Below are 16,299 nucleotides of genomic sequence, written 5' to 3'. Positions count from 1 at the left end.
GGTATCGGCGGCTCGCCGGCCGCCTGTGCGCCCATCAGGGCAGCGGTTTGGCCAGCGCCGCCGGGCTCCGCGCGCGGCGGCCGCAGAGGCCGTAGTAGAGCGCGCCGCCGAGCAGCGAGCCGGTGAACCAGCCGTAGTCGTAGAACCAGTGGAACTGGCGATTGCCGATGGCCATGACGGTCAGCGCCACCGGCACCGCGAAGGCGGCGAAGCCGGGCCAGTTCCAGGCCGGGTAGACGTCGTCGCGGTAGAGTCCGGCGAGGTCGAGGCGTTGCCTGCGCACCAGGAAGTAGTCCACCACCATGATCCCCGCGATCGGCCCGAGCAGGCTGGAGTAGCCGAGCAGCCAGTTGGAGTAGACGCTTTCCAGGCTGAGGTCGGAAACGATCCAGCCGAGCTTCTTCAGCAACTCGTGGGCCATCAGCGCCAGGCCGATGAAACCGGTGAGCCAGACCGCGCGGGTGCGGCCGATGAGTTTCGGCGCGATGTTCTGGAAGTCATTGGTCGGCGAGACGATGTTCGCCGCGGTGTTGGTCGAGAGGGTAGCGACGATGATCAACGCCATCGCCACCGCTACCCAGCCGGGGCTGGGGATGTGGCCGATCAGGCTGACCGGGTCGGAAACCGTCTCGCCCACCAGCGAGGCCGAGGCGGCGGTCATCACCACGCCGAGGGCGGCGAACAGGAACATGGTCAGCGGCAGGCCGAGGATCTGTCCGAGTATCTGGTCCTTCTGGCTGCGCGCGTAGCGGCTGAAGTCGGGGATGTTCAGCGACAGCGTGGCCCAGAAGCCGACCATCGCGGTCAGCCCGGCCATGAAGTAGCCGGTGACGCTGGCGCCCTCCGGACGCTTCGGCGGCTGCGCCAGCAGTTCGCTGACCGAGATGTGCGGCAGCGCCCACACCAGCAGGCCGAGGCCGACCAGCACCAGCAGCGGTGCCGAGAGTGTCTCCAGCCACTTGATCGACTCCGCGCCGCGCAGCACCACCCAAAGGTTCAAGCCCCAGAACAGGAGGAAACCGATCACCTCGCCGGTGCCGCCGAGGGCCTTCCAGGCGGGAAAGAGCGAACCGAGGAAGAGGTGGATCGCCAGCCCGCCGAACAGCGTCTGGATGCCGAACCAGCCGCACGCGACCACGGCGCGGATCAGGCATGGCACGTTGGAGCCGATGATCCCGAACGAGGCGCGCAGCAGCACCGGGAAGGGAATGCCGTAGCGGGTGCCGGCGAAGGCATTGAGGGTCAGCGGGATCAGCACCACCAGGTTGGCCAGCAGGATCGCCAGCAGCGCTTCGCCGACGCTGAGGCCGAAGTAGGCGGTAAGTACTCCGCCGAGGGTGTAGGTGGGCACGCAGATGGACATGCCGATCCACAGCGCGGTGATGTGCCACTTGTTCCAGGTACGCTGTTCCACCCGGGTCGGGGCGATGTCGTGGTTGTAGCGGGGACTGTCGAGTACGTCGCTGCCGGCGGACAGCTCGACCAAGCCGTCGCGCTCGGTCACTTCCGATCTGCTCTGTTGCATGGGCCTCTCCAGGATTCTTCTAGTTATTCGCTCATCGGGCTAATGCGATGGCCGGAGTACCGCACCACCAGTACTGCACCTCCGGTCCGGACAATGCCGTGGCGGGCGGCACTCAATAAGCGTGCCGAAAACCCCGCGACGTCACTGGGCAGGCCGGTCTACTGGAGGTAACCGACTGATCTGAAACACTTCATCGACAATCACGGCGACATGCCGGCGGGCAGTCCGGCGCGTCGTCGGGGGAAATGCGCGAGCCTGTCGTCCCGGTCAGGAACCAAAGGAGTGCAGGCGAACTTTTTTCATCTCCCCACAACCGCCCGAACACGGCTTTCAAGCGGCTGATTTTGCATGGGAAATCTCGACCTTTTTGCGTTCTTGTCAAGCGCGTCAAAATGGTGAGAACCCTCACCATTTTGGTGATATTTATTTTTATTCATTCAAAATCAATTAGTTATAAACTCAAACAACCATTTGAAAATAATCTTGCTCAATCCATGATCAGCATCTAGATTCGAATCCTGTCAGCGCTGACAGGATTAACGAAACCCTCGGCGCATGGCGAAAAAACAATTTCAAGAACCGGCAACGACCGGTCAGCCTGCGAGGAAAGACGGCATGTCCCTGTTGATCCGTGGCGCCACCGTGGTCACTCACGAAGAGAGTTATCGAGCCGACGTGCTCTGTGCCAACGGCCTGATCCAGGCCATCGGCGAGAACCTCGAAACCCCCTCCGGCTGCGACGTCCTCGACGGCGGCGGCCAGTACCTGATGCCAGGCGGCATCGATCCCCATACCCATATGCAGTTGCCCTTCATGGGCACGGTGGCCAGCGAGGACTTCTTCAGCGGCACCGCGGCCGGGCTGGCCGGCGGCACCACCTCGATCATCGACTTCGTCATTCCCAATCCCCAGCAGTCGCTGCTGGAGGCCTTCCATACCTGGCGCGGCTGGGCGCAGAAGTCCGCCGCCGACTACGGCTTCCACGTCGCCATCACCTGGTGGAGCGACGAGGTGGCGCGGGAGATGGGCGAACTGGTGGCGCAGCACGGGGTGAACAGCTTCAAGCACTTCATGGCCTACAAGAACGCCATCATGGCCGCCGACGATACCCTGGTGGCCAGCTTCGAGCGCTGCCTGGAGCTGGGCGCGGTGCCGACGGTGCACGCGGAGAACGGCGAACTGGTCTTCCACCTGCAGCGGAAACTCCTCGCCCAGGGCCTCACCGGCCCCGAGGCGCACCCGCTGTCGCGGCCGCCGCAGGTCGAGGGCGAGGCCGCCAGCCGCGCCATCCGCATCGCCGAGACGCTGGGTACGCCGCTGTACCTGGTGCACATTTCCAGCCGCGAGGCACTGGACGAGATCGCCTATGCCCGCGCCAAGGGCCAGCCGGTCTACGGCGAGGTCCTGGCCGGGCACCTGCTGCTCGACGACAGCGTCTACCGCCACCCGGACTGGGCCACCGCAGCCGGCTACGTGATGAGCCCGCCGTTCCGTCCCGTCGAACACCAGGAAGCGCTGTGGCGCGGCCTGCAGTCCGGCAACCTGCATACCACCGCCACCGACCACTGCTGCTTCTGCGCCGAACAGAAGGCCATGGGCCGCGACGACTTCAGCAAGATTCCCAACGGCACGGCCGGCATCGAGGACCGCATGGCGCTGCTCTGGGACGCCGGGGTCAACAGCGGGCGCCTGTCGATGCACGAGTTCGTCGCGCTGACCTCCACCAACACCGCGAAGATCTTCAACCTGTTCCCGCGCAAGGGCGCGATCCGCGTCGGCGCGGATGCCGACCTGGTGCTCTGGGACCCGCAGGGCAGCCGCACCCTCTCGGCCGCCACCCATCACCAGCGGGTCGATTTCAACATTTTCGAAGGCCGCACCGTGCGCGGCGTTCCCAGCCACACCATCAGCCAGGGCAAGCTGCTCTGGGCCGCCGGCGACCTGCGCGCCGAACCCGGCGCCGGACGCTACGTGGAGCGCCCGGCCTACCCGTCGGTGTACGAAGTGCTCGGCCGCCGCGCCGAACGCCAGCGTCCGGTCGCCGTCGAGCGCTGATCCTTCCCGCAATACCGGACCGGCCCGTAGAGGCCGGACGGTGCCGTATTGCCGTTGACTGCCCCGAGAAGAAACCAGAAGAGAGGCTACAACCGTGATCGATTCCCTGAACCACCTCCCCCGTCCGGACGCCGGCGCGGACACGCTCGCCGAGCGCTTCGCCGACCTCGCGCCGCCGCTCAACGCCCGCCAGGCCGACCTCGAAAGCGCCCGTTGCCTGTACTGCTACGACGCGCCCTGCGTCAACGCCTGCCCGACCGGCATCGACATCCCCGGGTTCATCCGCAGCATCGCCCAGGAGAATGTCCAGGGCGCGGCGCAGAAGATCCTCTCGGCGAACATCCTCGGCGGCAGCTGCGCCCGCGTCTGCCCCACGGAGATCCTTTGCCAGCAGGCCTGCGTGCGCAACAACGCCCAGGAATGCGCACCGGTGCTGATCGGCCAGCTGCAACGCTACGCCCTCGACCACGCCGGCTTCAGCGAGCATCCGTTCAAGCGCTCGCCGGCCACCGGCAAGCGCATCGCCGTGGTCGGCGCCGGGCCGGCCGGGCTGTCCTGCGCCCACCGCCTGGCCATGCACGGCCACGAGGTGGTGCTCTTCGAGGCCCGCGCCAAGGCCGGCGGCCTCAACGAGTACGGCATCGCCCGCTACAAGCTGGTGGACGACTTCGCCCGGCGCGAAGTGGAATTCCTCCTGCAGATCGGCGGTATCGAACTGCGCCACGGCCAGCGGCTCGGCGACAACCTGGCGCTCGGCGCCCTGCACGAAGAGTACGACGCGGTGTTCCTCGGCATCGGCCTGGCCGCCAGCAAGCGCCTCGGCCTGGAAGACGAGGACGCCCCCGGCCTGCTCGCCGCCACCGACTACATCCGCGAACTGCGGCAGAGCGACGACCTGCTCGACCTGCCCGTCGCCGACCGTTGCATCGTCATCGGCGCCGGCAACACCGCCATCGACATGGCGGTGCAGATGAGCCGGCTCGGCGCCCGCGACGTCAATCTGGTCTATCGCCGCGGCTTCGAGGAAATGGGCGCCACCGGCCACGAGCAGGAGATCGCCAAGGCCAGCCAGGTGCGCCTGCTGACCTGGGCCCGACCGGAACGGGTACTGCTCGACGAGCATGGCCGGGTGCGCGGCATGCGTTTCGCCCGCACCCGCCTGGAGAACGGCCGCCTGGGCGACACCGGCGAGCATTTCGAGCTGGCCGCCGACGCCATCTTCAAGGCCATCGGCCAGGCCTTCGACGACGCCAGCCTGGGCGATCCGCTGGCGGCGCAACTGCGCCGCGACGGCGGCCGCATCCAGGTCGACGGGCAGATGCGCACCAGCATCCCGGGCATCTACGCCGGCGGCGACTGCGTGGCGCTCGGCGAGGACCTCACCGTGCAGGCGGTGCAGCACGGCAAACTGGCGGCGGAAGCGATCCACGCCCAACTCATGCTCAACGTGGAGGCTGCGTGATGGCCGACCTGTCTATCGAATTCGCCGGCATCAAGTCGCCCAACCCCTTCTGGCTGGCATCCGCGCCGCCCACCGACAAGGCCTACAACGTGGTCCGCGCCTATGAGGCGGGCTGGGGCGGGGTGGTCTGGAAGACCCTCGGAGAAGACCCGGCGGCGGTCAACGTGTCGTCGCGCTATTCCGCGCACTTCGGGCCGAACCGCCAGGTGCAGGGGATCAATAACATCGAGCTGATCACCGACCGCTCGCTGGAGATCAACCTGCGCGAGATCGCCCAGGTGAAGAAGGACTGGCCGGACCGCGCGCTGATCGTGTCGTTGATGGTGCCCTGCGTCGAGGAGTCGTGGAAATACATCCTGCCGCTGGTGGAAGCCACCGGCGCCGACGGCATCGAGCTGAACTTCGGCTGCCCCCACGGCATGCCCGAGCGCGGCATGGGCGCGGCGGTCGGCCAGGTGCCGGAGTACGTGGAGATGGTCACCCGCTGGTGCAAGACCCACTGCTCGCTGCCGGTGATCGTCAAGCTCACCCCCAACATCACCGACATCCGCCAGTCGGCGCGCGCCGCCCAGCGCGGCGGCGCCGACGCGGTGTCGCTGATCAACACCATCAACTCGATCACCAGCGTCGACCTGGAACGCATGGTCGCCCTGCCGGTGGTCGGCACCCAGAGCACCCACGGCGGCTACTGCGGCTCGGCGGTGAAGCCGATCGCCCTGAACATGGTCGCCGAGATTGCCCGCGACCCGCAGACCCGCGGCCTGCCGATCTGCGGCATCGGTGGGATCGGCAGCTGGCGCGACGCAGCGGAATTCGTCGCGCTCGGCTGCGGCGCGGTGCAGGTGTGCACGGCGGCGATGCTGCACGGCTTCCGTATCGTCGAGGACATGCAGGACGGTCTCGCGCGCTGGATGGACAGCCAAGGCTACCAGCGGCTGGCCGATTTCAGCGGCGCCGCGGTGGGCAATACCACCGACTGGAAGTACCTGGACATCAACTACCAGGTGATCGCCCGCATCGACCAGGACGCCTGCATCGGTTGCGGCCGCTGCCATATCGCCTGCGAGGACACCTCGCACCAGGCCATCGCCAGCCTGCCCCGGGCCGACGGCACGCACCGCTACGAAGTGATCGACGCCGAGTGCGTGGGCTGCAACCTGTGCCAGATCACCTGTCCGGTGGAGAACTGCATCGAAATGGTGCCGCAGGATACCGGCAAGCCCTATCTCAACTGGACCCAGGATCCGCGCAACCCCTACCGCGAAGCCTCCTGAACGCAGGGCGGCGCCCGCATCCCCGGCGGATGCCGCCCTGCCGCGCGCCGGCACGCTTCCTGCGTGCCGCTGCGGTCCGGCGACGCGCAACGGCGTCTGTCGGATCGACCCGCCTTCGACTACCATTCGCCGCGGCCCGGCCGACGCTCCCGGACGGCCGGCGCCCCATGGAGACTCGCGCATGTCCGCAGACAGCAACTACAGCCAGCAACCGGTCCCGCTGGCGGCGCGCAAGAGCGCGCTGGCCCTGAGCGTGGTGATGCTCGGCCTGACCTTCTTTTCCGCCAGCATGTGGACCGGCGGCACCCTCGGCACCGGCCTGAGCTACGACGACTTCTTCCTCGCCGTACTGCTGGGCAACCTGATGCTCGGCCTGTACACCGCGATCCTCGGCTTCATCGGCGCGCGCACCGGCCTTTCCACCCACCTTCTGGCGCACTACTCGTTCGGCAGCAAGGGCTCCTGGCTGCCCTCGGCGCTGCTCGGCGGCACCCAGGTCGGCTGGTTCGGCGTCGGCGTAGCGATGTTCGCCATCCCGGTGGCCAAGGCCAGCGGACTCGACGTCAACCTGCTGATCCTGGTTTCCGGGGCGCTGATGACCCTCACGGTGTTCTTCGGCATCGCCGGGCTGACGCTGCTGTCAGCCATCGCGGTACCGGCGATCGTCGTCCTCGGCAGCTACTCGGTGTGGCTCGCGGTGCGCGACGCCGGCGGCCTGGCGGCTTTGCAGCAGGTGACGCCGAGCGCGCCGCTGAGCCTCTCGGCGGCGATCGCCCTGGTGGTCGGCTCGTTCGTCAGCGCCGGCACCCTCACCGCCGACTTCGTCCGCTTCGGTCGCAGCGCGCGTACCGCGGTGGTGGTGTGCCTGGTGGCGTTCTTCCTCGGCAACTCGCTGATGTTCATCTTCGGCGCGGCCGGCGCGGCGGCGGTGGGCAAGTCGGACATCTCCGACGTGATGATCGCGCAGGGCCTGCTGATCCCGGCGATCCTGGTCCTCGGCCTGAACATCTGGACCACCAACGACAACGCGCTGTATGCCTCCGGCCTCGGCTTCGCCAACATCACCGGGCTCTCCAGCCGCTTCCTGGCGATGCTCAACGGCGCCCTCGGCACCCTCGCCGCGCTCTGGCTGTACAACCACTTCGTCGGCTGGCTGACCTTCCTCTCCGCCGCCATCCCGCCCATCGGCGGGGTGATCATCGCCGACTACCTGAGTCGCCGCCGGCGCTACCGCCAGCACCCCTGCGCGGACATCCAGGCGATCAACTGGGCGGCGATCCTCGCCGTCGCCTGCGGCACCGCCGCAGGCCACTGGCTGCCGGGGATCGTGCCGGTCAACGCGGTGCTCGGCGCCGCCATCGCCTACCTGCTGCTCAATCCCCTGCTGAGCCGCAGCCCGAACAAACCAGAAGAGGTCCTCCATGCTGATTGACAACCTGCGCCTGCGTGGCCGCGAAGGTCTCTGGCAACTGCGCGTCGCCGATGGCCGTATCGCCGCCCTGGTGCCGATGGAACAGGCCGCCGACGACACCGGCGAGCGCCTGGACGGCGCCGGCGGTCTCGCCGTGCCGCCGTTCATCGAGCCACACATCCATCTCGACACCACCCAGACCGCCGGCCAGCCGGAGTGGAACCGCTCCGGCACGCTGTTCGAAGGCATCGAACGCTGGGCCCAGCGCAAGGCGCTGCTCAGCCACGAGGACGTCAAGCAGCGCGCCTGGCAGACCCTGAAGTGGCAGATCGCCAACGGCGTGCAGCACGTGCGCAGCCACGTCGACGTCTCCGACCCGACCCTCACCGCGCTCAAGGCTATGCTCGAGGTGCGCGGCGAAGTGGCGCCCTGGGTCGACCTGCAGATCGTCGCCTTCCCCCAGGAGGGCATCCTCTCCTACCCCAACGGCCTGGAACTGCTGGAGGAGTCGCTGCGCCTGGGCGCCGACGTGGTGGGGGCGATCCCGCATTTCGAATTCACCCGCGAGCTGGGCATCGAGTCGCTGCACAAGGCCATCGACCTGGCCAGGCGCTACGACCTGCCGGTGGACGTGCATTGCGACGAGATCGACGACGAGCAGTCGCGCTTCCTCGAGACCCTGGCCATGCTCGCCCATCGCGACGGCCTCGGCGGACGGGTCACCGCCAGCCATACCACGGCGATGCACTCCTACAACGGCGCCTACACCTCGCGGCTGTTCCGCCTGCTGAAACTGTCGGGAATCAACTTCGTCGCCAACCCGCTGGTGAACATCCACCTGCAGGGGCGCTTCGACGACTATCCGAAGCGCCGCGGCATCACCCGGGTCAAGGAACTGCTCGGCGCCGGGATCAACACCTGCTTCGGCCACGACGACGTGTTCGACCCCTGGTACCCGCTGGGCACCGCGAACATGCTGCAGGTGCTGCACATGGGCCTGCACGTGACGCAGATGATGGGCTACGACGAGATCGACGGCGGCCTCGACCTGATCACCCACAACAGCGCCCGCACCCTCGGCCTGCGGGAATACGGCATCGAGGTCGGCCATCCGGCCAACCTGCTGGTGCTGCCGGCCCGCGACGGCTTCGACGCGGTGCGCCGGCAGGTTCCGGTGCGCTACTCGATCCGCGGCGGACGGCTGGTCGCCGAGACGCTCCCGGCGCAGACCACGGTGTTCCTCGAACAGGCGGAAGCGGTGGACTTCACCCGCGCCAGCTGAGCCTTCGCCGGAGCCTTCGCGCGAAGGCTCCGATTGCTCAGGGCTCCAGGCCGATTCCGCGCAGGACCACGCTGGTCACCGTCTGTACCGCCCTTTCGAACTGCATGTCGCTGAGCGGCTGGTGGCCGTTGAGCACCTCGACCTGGTAGCCGAAGTCGGCATAGTGCTGGGTGGAGGCCCAGATCAGGTAGAGCAGGCTGCTCGGTTCGATCGGCAGGATGCGCTTTTCCTCGACCCACTGGCGGATCTTCGCCTCCTTCATCTTGGCCCATTCGTAGAGGCTGTCGTCGAGGGTGGCGCCGAGCAGCGGCGCGCCATGCATGATTTCGTTGGCCCAGACCTTGGAACCATGCGGACGGGTGCGCGAGTGGTTCATCTTCGCGCGGATATAGCTGGTCAATACCACCCTTGGGTCATCGAACATCTCGAAGCAGAGGGCGTCCTGCTTCCAGACCTCGAGCAGGCCGAGGAGGACGTCGCGGTACAGCTCGTCCTTGGTGCTGAAGTAGTAGTGCAGATTGGAGCGCGGCAGTTCGGCTTCTTCGGCGATGTTGCCCATGGAGGTGCCGGCGTAGCCTTTTTCGGCGAAGACTTTTTCGGCGGCCAGGAGAATCTTCTCGACGTTGCGGCGGCGGATCTCGATCTTGTGTGTGCCCATGTGCGATCCATTACTGCGAATTCAACCAAGGCTACCAGCAAATCCGGGCGCGCGGCGACGCCCAGTCTTGCCAGGTAGCCCTCTCAGCGGCGCTTCGGACGGCGGCCGCGCAGACGACGCCAGCCGATCCAGCAGCCGCTGGCGCAGACCACCAGGCCGCCGAGGCTGCCACCGAGCATCCACAGGTCCCACAGCGGACGCCGGGTCAGCAGCGGCAGCCAATCCCAGCTGTGCAGCAGGGAAAACAGCCAGCGGCTGCCGCGCCGACCGTCGTCGAGCACGCCAACCACCGCGCCGCTGTAGGGATCCAGGTGCACCCAGGTATGCCGGGAATCGTCGAAACGCAGGCGCCAGACCGGCAGGCGCCGTTCCAGGTAGCCCATCATGCTGTGCTCTTCGCGCGGGTAGTAATGGAAGTCGTAGCGATCCAAGCGTTCGGCCTGCATCGGCACCCCCGGCAGCAGCGCGCGAGCCGACGCCAGCAGGCGCTCCTCGGGCAACTCGCGGAGGGTTTCGCCGTCCGCCGTGAGCAGCAGGCTGGCGCCGCTGCCGCTGCGCCCGACCACATAGGGCGCGCCACCGAGCATCCGCCACTCCAGTTCGCGCACCCGCAGCCCGGCGCCGCGAAAACGCCGCAGGGCGGCGTCCGCTTCCAGGCCGGCGGGCAGCGCCTGGTCCCAGCTTGCGCCCTGGTAGGCCGCGAGGTCGAGCGGCGTGCCGCGACCGAACAGGTTCCACGGATTCATCGACATCAGCCCGCTGAAGATCCAGCTCAGCACCAGCGCGCCGAAGAGCAGGCCGGCGAGGTGGTGCCAGCGCTGGAAGCCGCCCGCATAGGGCGAGCGCGAACCGCTGCGGTAAGGCTTGCGGAAGCGCCAGCGGAGCAGGCCGACGAGGATGCCGAGGACGGTCGCCAGGGTCGCCAGCAGCGACAGGCCGATCACCAGGTTCGCCCATTGTCCGTCGAACCAGCCGCCGCGCAGCGGATAGAGCCAGTGCAGCCAGGCGCCGAGCCAGTTCCAGGCGCGCTCCCGGCGACTGGCGTCGCGTACCACCTCGCCGGTCTGCGAGGACAGGTAGAGCAGCCGGCCCTCCTCGTCCGCGGTCTGCACCCGCCATAGCGGCCGGTGCGGATCGAGGTTGCGGGTATGGGTCCAGGCGTCTTCCTCGATCCGCCCTTGCACCTGCATCGGTACTTCGCCGCTGAAGGCACGGGCCGAAGCCAGCACCCTGTCCGCGTCCACCGCCAGCGGCCGGCCGTCGCGCGCCGCCAGCGCACGCGTGCGCCCGTCGGCGTCGTCCAGCAGGTAGGTCGGCAGGCCGGCTACGCTGGCCAGCCGGATGCTTCGCGGGGCCTTTCCAGCGCCGTCGGCGAGGGCCGTCCGCAGCGGCATGCAGGCCTCGCAGCCTTCCAGCCCGGGCAGATGGGTCAGGCGCTCCAGCGGAGTCAGCTTGGGATAGCCAACGTAGAGCATGACCATCCCGGAGACGAACCACAGCACCATCAGCAGGCAGCAGCCGATGCCCAGCCAGCGGTGCCAGAGGTACAGGTAGCGTTTCATCGGCAGCTCCTCAGAAACGCGTCTGCACGCTCAGTTCGAAGGTCCGCGGGTCGCCGACGTAGTACAGCGGCGTGCTCTGCACGAAACGCGCGTAGACCTCGTCGGTGAGGTTGCGCACCCGCCCGGTGATGCGCGTGCGCTCGTCCAGCCGGTAGCTGAGGAAAGTCCCGTAGACCGTATAGGACGGCACGTGCCAGGTGTTGGCGTTGTTGGCGTACACCGAGGACACGTAGCGCGCGTCCACCCCGCCCTGCCAGGCCGGGTCGAAGTCGTAGGTCAGCCACAGGTTGCCGACCCGCTCCGGCACGTTCGGCGGCGTCTTGCCCTTGCGCGAGACGGCGACGCCGCCGACGTTCTCGGTGAACTCGTCGTACTGCGCGTCGACCCAGGCGAAGTTGCCCTCGGCCAGCAGCTTCGGGGTGATCCGCAGGGAGGCGGCGGCCTCGATGCCCCTGGAGGTCTGCTGGCCCACCGGCACGCTGAGGTTGGGGTCGTTCGGGTCGGCCACCGAGAAATCCCGGCGGACGATGCGGTAGGCGGCCAGGGTGGCGCTGCCGCGACCGTCGAGGAAATCGAACTTGCTGCCCAGCTCCCACTGGTCGCCGGTGGACAGGTCGTAGTCGCGGACCTGGGCGAAGCTGGCGCTGGTCAGCACCCCGCCCGGCGGGTCGGCGGCGGTACTGTATTGCAGGTAGACGTTGGCGTGCGGGGTGAACTGGTAGACCAGCCCGGCGCGCCCGGTGACCACGTCCCAGCGCCGTTCGAAGTGTGCGGGATTGTCCTTGTCGGGCACCCGATGGTTGCGCACGTCGAGGTCGAGGTGGTCGTAGCGCAGCCCGGTGACCAGCGACAGCTCGTCGGTCAGGCCCAGGCGGTTCTCGGCAAACAACGCGCTGGTGCGCACCTCGTTGCTGCGGTCCTTCCGGTGGCCGGGACGCATGCCCGGCAGGTCGTAGAAGTGGCCCGGCTCGAAACTGGCCGGATCGACCGTACCGAACGGCCCGGAGGCGGTACTCGGGAAGCGCGTCTGCTTGTTGATGCTGTAGTCGAAGCCCAGCGCCCAGTCGCTGGCCAGTCCGAACAGCGGCTGGCTGTGCTGCAGCTCGAAGCGGTTGCCGTCGAGCTGCTGGTCGTGGCGCTGGAGGAATGCGTTGGAGCGCACCACCCCGCTGTTGTCGGCGTTGTAGCGGTAGGTCTCGAGGTTGCGGTAATCACGCTCGGCATCGTAGTGGTAGAAGGTGTTGCGCCAGCGCGTGCTGTCGCTGACCCGGTATTCGAGGATCGAGCGCAGCCAGCGCACGCGCTGTTCGTAGCGACCGTCGGCGACGTTGTAGTTCTCGCGGCGGCGGCTCTTGTCGATCTTCAGCTCGCCGGCATAGGGATTGAGCACCGGCGTGCCCCAGTAGGGGCTGTCTTCCTGTTCGTCCTGGTACTCCAGGGCCAGGGTGTGGGAAAGGTCCGGGGTCAGGTCGCTGAGCAGGGAGAAAGCGACGTTCCACGATTCGCGCGAATTGCGGTCGACGTAGCCGTTGCCACCGCTGCGGCTGACGTCCAGGCGCACGAAGTGCTTCGGCTCGGGGCCAATGTCCAGGGCCTGGTTGAAGCCGAAGGCGACTTCCGAATCGTCGTAGCTGCCGTAGCGCACCCGGCCTTCCATGAAATCGCCGTAGCGATCGGCGAGCTTGCTGATGTAGTCCAGCGAGCCGCCGACGGCGCCGGCGCCGTTGAGGAAGGAGGACGGACCGCCGACCAGTTCGACGCGCTCGACGATCCAGTCGTCCAGCGGACGCATGGCGCTGCTGTATTGCACCGGGATGCCGTTGAACAACTGGTTGACCTGGCTGGAACTGAAGCCGCGGTAGCTGACGAAGCCGCCGAAGCCCGGCGGCGCCGAGGCGTTCACCCCGGGCAGGCTGTTGGCGATGTCCTGGGTGCTGCGCAGGCCGCGCCGCTCGAAACCGGCGCGGCTGGCCACGCTCACCGAGCCGGGAGTCTCGCGCAGGCTCAGGCCCAGGCGCGAGCCGCCGCCGGCGCTGTCGTCGAGATCGAGGGCAGGCGGGGTTTCCCCGGCGGCGCCGGCGCTGACGGTGAGGGCGGGCAGTTCGGTGGGTTCCTCATCGGCCCAGAGCAAGGCCGGAACGCCGGCCAAGGTGAGGTTGAGACCCAGCGCGAGGGCGCGGCGGGCCGTGGAGTGCTTTTTCATCGAGCGATCCTGAAGCAAGGCATGGTGGGCACGCCCGCCTCGCCCGGATGGACAGCGGCGAGCGCTGCGCGGACGAGGCAGGACGGGCGACGGATGCAAATGCCCGGCGCGGCGGGCGTTCAGGATCAGGCGGGGGAAGCGCGCGGGTTGGCCGGCGGCCAGACGTACCGGGGCGGCACCGGCTCGCGCGTGGCGGGCGGGCGGAAACGCGCCTGGTGTCGCCGTTGCAGGCGCCAGGTCCAGATCACTCCGAGCGCGACGAACAGCGCCAGCGCGCTGCACATCGGGCAGCTCATCGGCAACTGGGGATTGACCGGCGCCGGATCGCCGGCGGAGCCGTCCTCGGAGTCCAGGGACAGCCATTGGCTGGCACCGGCGACACAGAACAGCCCGACGCTGGCCTTCTGCCCCTTGTCGCCGCCCACTCCCAGCGCCTGCAGGTGCAGGACGCCGCAAGCCAGCGCGTTGACCAGCACGCAGGCACAGAGGGCGAAGCTCAGCCACTGCAGCAGCGGCGAGCGGGAGATGGGAGCGATTCTCATGACCGCGCACTCTAGCATCCTGACCCGCAAATTCCCCGCGCTTCTGCGCTGCGGTGCATCGCCGCAGGCCGAGGGCGCCACGCACGGCGACGAGCGGCGTAGCAGGGGTGACTTGGGAGTTTCATGTGGCGCCGCTATAATCGCCCGCTCAGGCGGCCCTCCGGGTCGCTCCCGCCTTCCGTTCGAGGGGCGCTGCAGCAGGCCTAGGCCTGTCAGGCTCGAACGGAGCGCGCTCTCAGGCCGGCCTCGCCGGTCTGTCAACGCACCAACGGCGCCCATTCGCAGACAACGAATGGAGAGTTACGCATGAGCGCTGTCATGACGCCCGCCGGTTTCACCGACTACAAGGTCGCCGACATCACCCTGGCCGCCTGGGGCCGCCGCGAGCTGATCATCGCCGAATCGGAAATGCCCGCACTGATGGGCCTGCGCCGCAAGTATGCCGGCCAGCAGCCGCTGAAAGGCGCGAAGATCCTCGGTTGCATCCACATGACCATCCAGACCGGCGTGCTGATCGAGACCCTGGTCGCGCTGGGCGCCGAAGTCCGCTGGTCGAGCTGCAACATCTTCTCCACCCAGGACCAGGCCGCCGCCGCCATCGCCGCCGCCGGCATCCCGGTGTTCGCCTGGAAGGGCGAGACCGAGGAAGAGTACGAGTGGTGCATCGAGCAGACCATCCTCAAGGACGGCCAGCCGTGGGACGCCAACATGGTGCTGGACGACGGCGGTGACCTGACCGAGATCCTGCACAAGAAATACCCGCAGATGCTCGAGCGCATCCACGGCATCACCGAAGAGACCACCACTGGGGTCCACCGCCTGCTCGACATGCTCAAGAACGGCACCCTGAAAGTCCCGGCGATCAACGTCAACGACTCGGTGACCAAGAGCAAGAACGACAACAAGTACGGCTGCCGCCATAGCCTCAACGACGCCATCAAGCGCGGCACCGACCACCTGCTGTCGGGCAAGCAGGCGCTGGTGATCGGCTACGGCGACGTGGGCAAGGGCTCCTCGCAGTCGCTGCGCCAGGAAGGCATGATCGTCAAGGTCGCGGAAGTCGACCCGATCTGCGCCATGCAGGCCTGCATGGACGGCTTCGAAGTCGTCTCGCCGTACAAGAACGGCATCAACGACGGCACCGAGGCCAGCATCGACGCCGCGCTGCTGGGCAAGATCGACCTGATCGTGACCACCACCGGCAACGTCAACGTCTGCGACGCCAACATGCTCAAGGCGCTGAAGAAGCGCGCGGTGGTCTGCAACATCGGCCACTTCGACAACGAGATCGACACCGCCTTCATGCGCAAGAACTGGGCCTGGGAAGAGGTCAAGCCGCAGGTGCACAAGATCCACCGCACCGGCAAGGACGGTTTCGACGCGCACAACGACGACTACCTGATCCTTCTCGCCGAAGGCCGCCTGGTCAACCTGGGCAACGCCACCGGCCACCCGAGCCGGATCATGGACGGTTCCTTCGCCAACCAGGTGCTGGCGCAGATCCACCTGTTCGAGCAGAAGTACGCCGACCTGCCGGCCGCCGAGAAGGCCAAGCGCCTGAGCGTCGAAGTGCTGCCGAAGAAGCTCGACGAGGAAGTGGCCCTGGAGATGGTCAAGGGCTTCGGCGGCGTGGTCACCCAGCTGACCCCCAAACAGGCCGAGTACATCGGCGTCAGCGTGGAAGGCCCGTTCAAGCCGGACGCCTACCGCTACTAAGCGAACCACGGGGCAGGCGCCATGCGCCTGCCCCGTTCGCATGAGCGCCCCTCGATGTCCACGCACCTCGCCGATCGCTACAACCAGGCCTGGCTGTTCGCCGCCCGCGCCCACCGCAACCAGACCCTCAGCGGCTCGCCGCTGCCCTACCTGGTGCACCTGGGCATGGTCGCCAACGAACTGCTGGCCGCCGATCGCCAGGGCGCCGTCGAACGGCTGGCGGAAACCCTGCAGATCGCGGTCCTGCACGACACCCTGGAAGACACGGCGACCTCGCCCGAGGAGCTGCGGCAACAGTTCGGTGAGTTCGTCCACGACGGCGTGCTGGCCCTGAGCAAGCGCGTCGGCGACGGCCCGAAGCGCTCGCCCGACGACTACTTCCAGGCTCTGGCCGAAGGACCGGCGCAGTATGCCCTGGTCAAGCTGTGCGACCGCATCACCAACCTGCAGCCACCACCGCAGACCTGGAACCCGGACAAGATCGCGGACTACCACCAGGAGTCGCGATTGATCCTCGCCCGCCTCGGCCATGCGCATGCCGCGACGGCCCGGCGCCTGCGGGAAAAAATCGAGCACTACCGCCAGTACTACTGAGGTACGGCGCTAGAC

General features: G+C 67.7%; 12 protein-coding genes and 1 riboswitch. Of the genes, 7 read left to right on the top strand and 5 right to left on the bottom strand.

The annotated features are described in order from the left end of the window. Window positions 1-34: 34 nt before the first annotated feature. Entirely contained in the window at window positions 35-1,525 is a 1,491-nt protein-coding gene (locus B7D75_RS02235) for an NCS1 family nucleobase:cation symporter-1 (RefSeq protein ID WP_003157341.1), read from the bottom strand. Between the two features lie 615 nt (window positions 1,526-2,140). Here B7D75_RS02235 and hydA point away from each other — a divergent pair. From hydA to B7D75_RS02195, 5 genes are all read left to right on the top strand, one after another. After that, a complete protein-coding gene (gene hydA, locus B7D75_RS02220) occupies window positions 2,141-3,580 on the top strand; it encodes a dihydropyrimidinase (protein ID WP_058146347.1) in 1,440 nt (479 codons plus the stop codon). Window positions 3,581-3,674: 94 nt separating this feature from the next. After that, on the top strand, window positions 3,675-5,042 hold the full coding sequence (locus tag B7D75_RS02215) for an NAD(P)-dependent oxidoreductase (RefSeq protein ID WP_107113701.1): 1,368 nt from the start codon (window positions 3,675-3,677) through the stop codon (window positions 5,040-5,042). Continuing rightward, the gene (gene preA / locus B7D75_RS02210) at window positions 5,039-6,316 is read left to right on the top strand and encodes an NAD-dependent dihydropyrimidine dehydrogenase subunit PreA (RefSeq protein ID WP_023443368.1); all 1,278 of its coding nucleotides are present in this window, start codon (window positions 5,039-5,041) and stop codon (window positions 6,314-6,316) included. Before B7D75_RS02215 ends, preA begins: the two co-directional genes overlap by 4 nt. A 181-nt stretch (window positions 6,317-6,497) precedes the next feature. Next, window positions 6,498-7,748 (top strand): cytosine permease, encoded by a 1,251-nt coding sequence (codB, locus tag B7D75_RS02200; RefSeq protein WP_012074022.1) that lies wholly within the window; start codon window positions 6,498-6,500, stop codon window positions 7,746-7,748. Beyond that, window positions 7,738-9,009, top strand: coding sequence for a cytosine deaminase (locus tag B7D75_RS02195; protein WP_107113700.1), 1,272 nt, complete (start codon window positions 7,738-7,740; stop codon window positions 9,007-9,009). Before codB ends, B7D75_RS02195 begins: the two co-directional genes overlap by 11 nt. Window positions 9,010-9,046: 37 nt before the next feature. On the opposite strand, the gene B7D75_RS02190 is transcribed toward B7D75_RS02195, so the two are convergent. The 4 genes from B7D75_RS02190 to B7D75_RS02175 all read right to left on the bottom strand — a co-directional run bounded on the left by B7D75_RS02190 (window position 9,047) and on the right by B7D75_RS02175 (window position 13,974). Beyond that, the gene (locus tag B7D75_RS02190; RefSeq protein WP_003157297.1) at window positions 9,047-9,667 is read right to left on the bottom strand and encodes a TetR/AcrR family transcriptional regulator; all 621 of its coding nucleotides are present in this window, start codon (window positions 9,665-9,667) and stop codon (window positions 9,047-9,049) included. Window positions 9,668-9,750: 83 nt separating this feature from the next. Continuing rightward, window positions 9,751-11,229, bottom strand: coding sequence for a PepSY domain-containing protein (locus B7D75_RS02185; RefSeq protein ID WP_058146350.1), 1,479 nt, complete (start codon window positions 11,227-11,229; stop codon window positions 9,751-9,753). A 10-nt stretch (window positions 11,230-11,239) separates the two neighbouring features. After that, a complete protein-coding gene (locus B7D75_RS02180) occupies window positions 11,240-13,432 on the bottom strand; it encodes a TonB-dependent receptor (protein ID WP_107113699.1) in 2,193 nt (730 codons plus the stop codon). A 125-nt stretch (window positions 13,433-13,557) separates the two neighbouring features. Next, the gene (locus B7D75_RS02175; RefSeq protein ID WP_185269327.1) at window positions 13,558-13,974 is read right to left on the bottom strand and encodes a DUF2946 domain-containing protein; all 417 of its coding nucleotides are present in this window, start codon (window positions 13,972-13,974) and stop codon (window positions 13,558-13,560) included. A gap of 178 nt (window positions 13,975-14,152) precedes the next feature. Continuing rightward, window positions 14,153-14,258: riboswitch (S-adenosyl-L-homocysteine riboswitch) on the top strand. A gap of 22 nt (window positions 14,259-14,280) precedes the next feature. Here B7D75_RS02175 and ahcY point away from each other — a divergent pair. After that, on the top strand, window positions 14,281-15,690 hold the full coding sequence (gene ahcY, locus B7D75_RS02170; RefSeq protein WP_034080829.1) for an adenosylhomocysteinase: 1,410 nt from the start codon (window positions 14,281-14,283) through the stop codon (window positions 15,688-15,690). A 21-nt stretch (window positions 15,691-15,711) separates the two neighbouring features. Further along, window positions 15,712-16,284, top strand: a complete 573-nt coding sequence (locus tag B7D75_RS02165) for an HD domain-containing protein (RefSeq protein WP_074197204.1) — start codon at window positions 15,712-15,714, stop codon at window positions 16,282-16,284. Window positions 16,285-16,299 lie beyond the last annotated feature (15 nt).

This window comes from Pseudomonas paraeruginosa, from assembly GCF_003025345.2.
Taxonomy (GTDB): domain Bacteria; phylum Pseudomonadota; class Gammaproteobacteria; order Pseudomonadales; family Pseudomonadaceae; genus Pseudomonas; species Pseudomonas paraeruginosa.
Note: the sequence above shows the minus strand (reverse complement) of the source record. Positions and strands in the feature narration are given on the sequence as shown.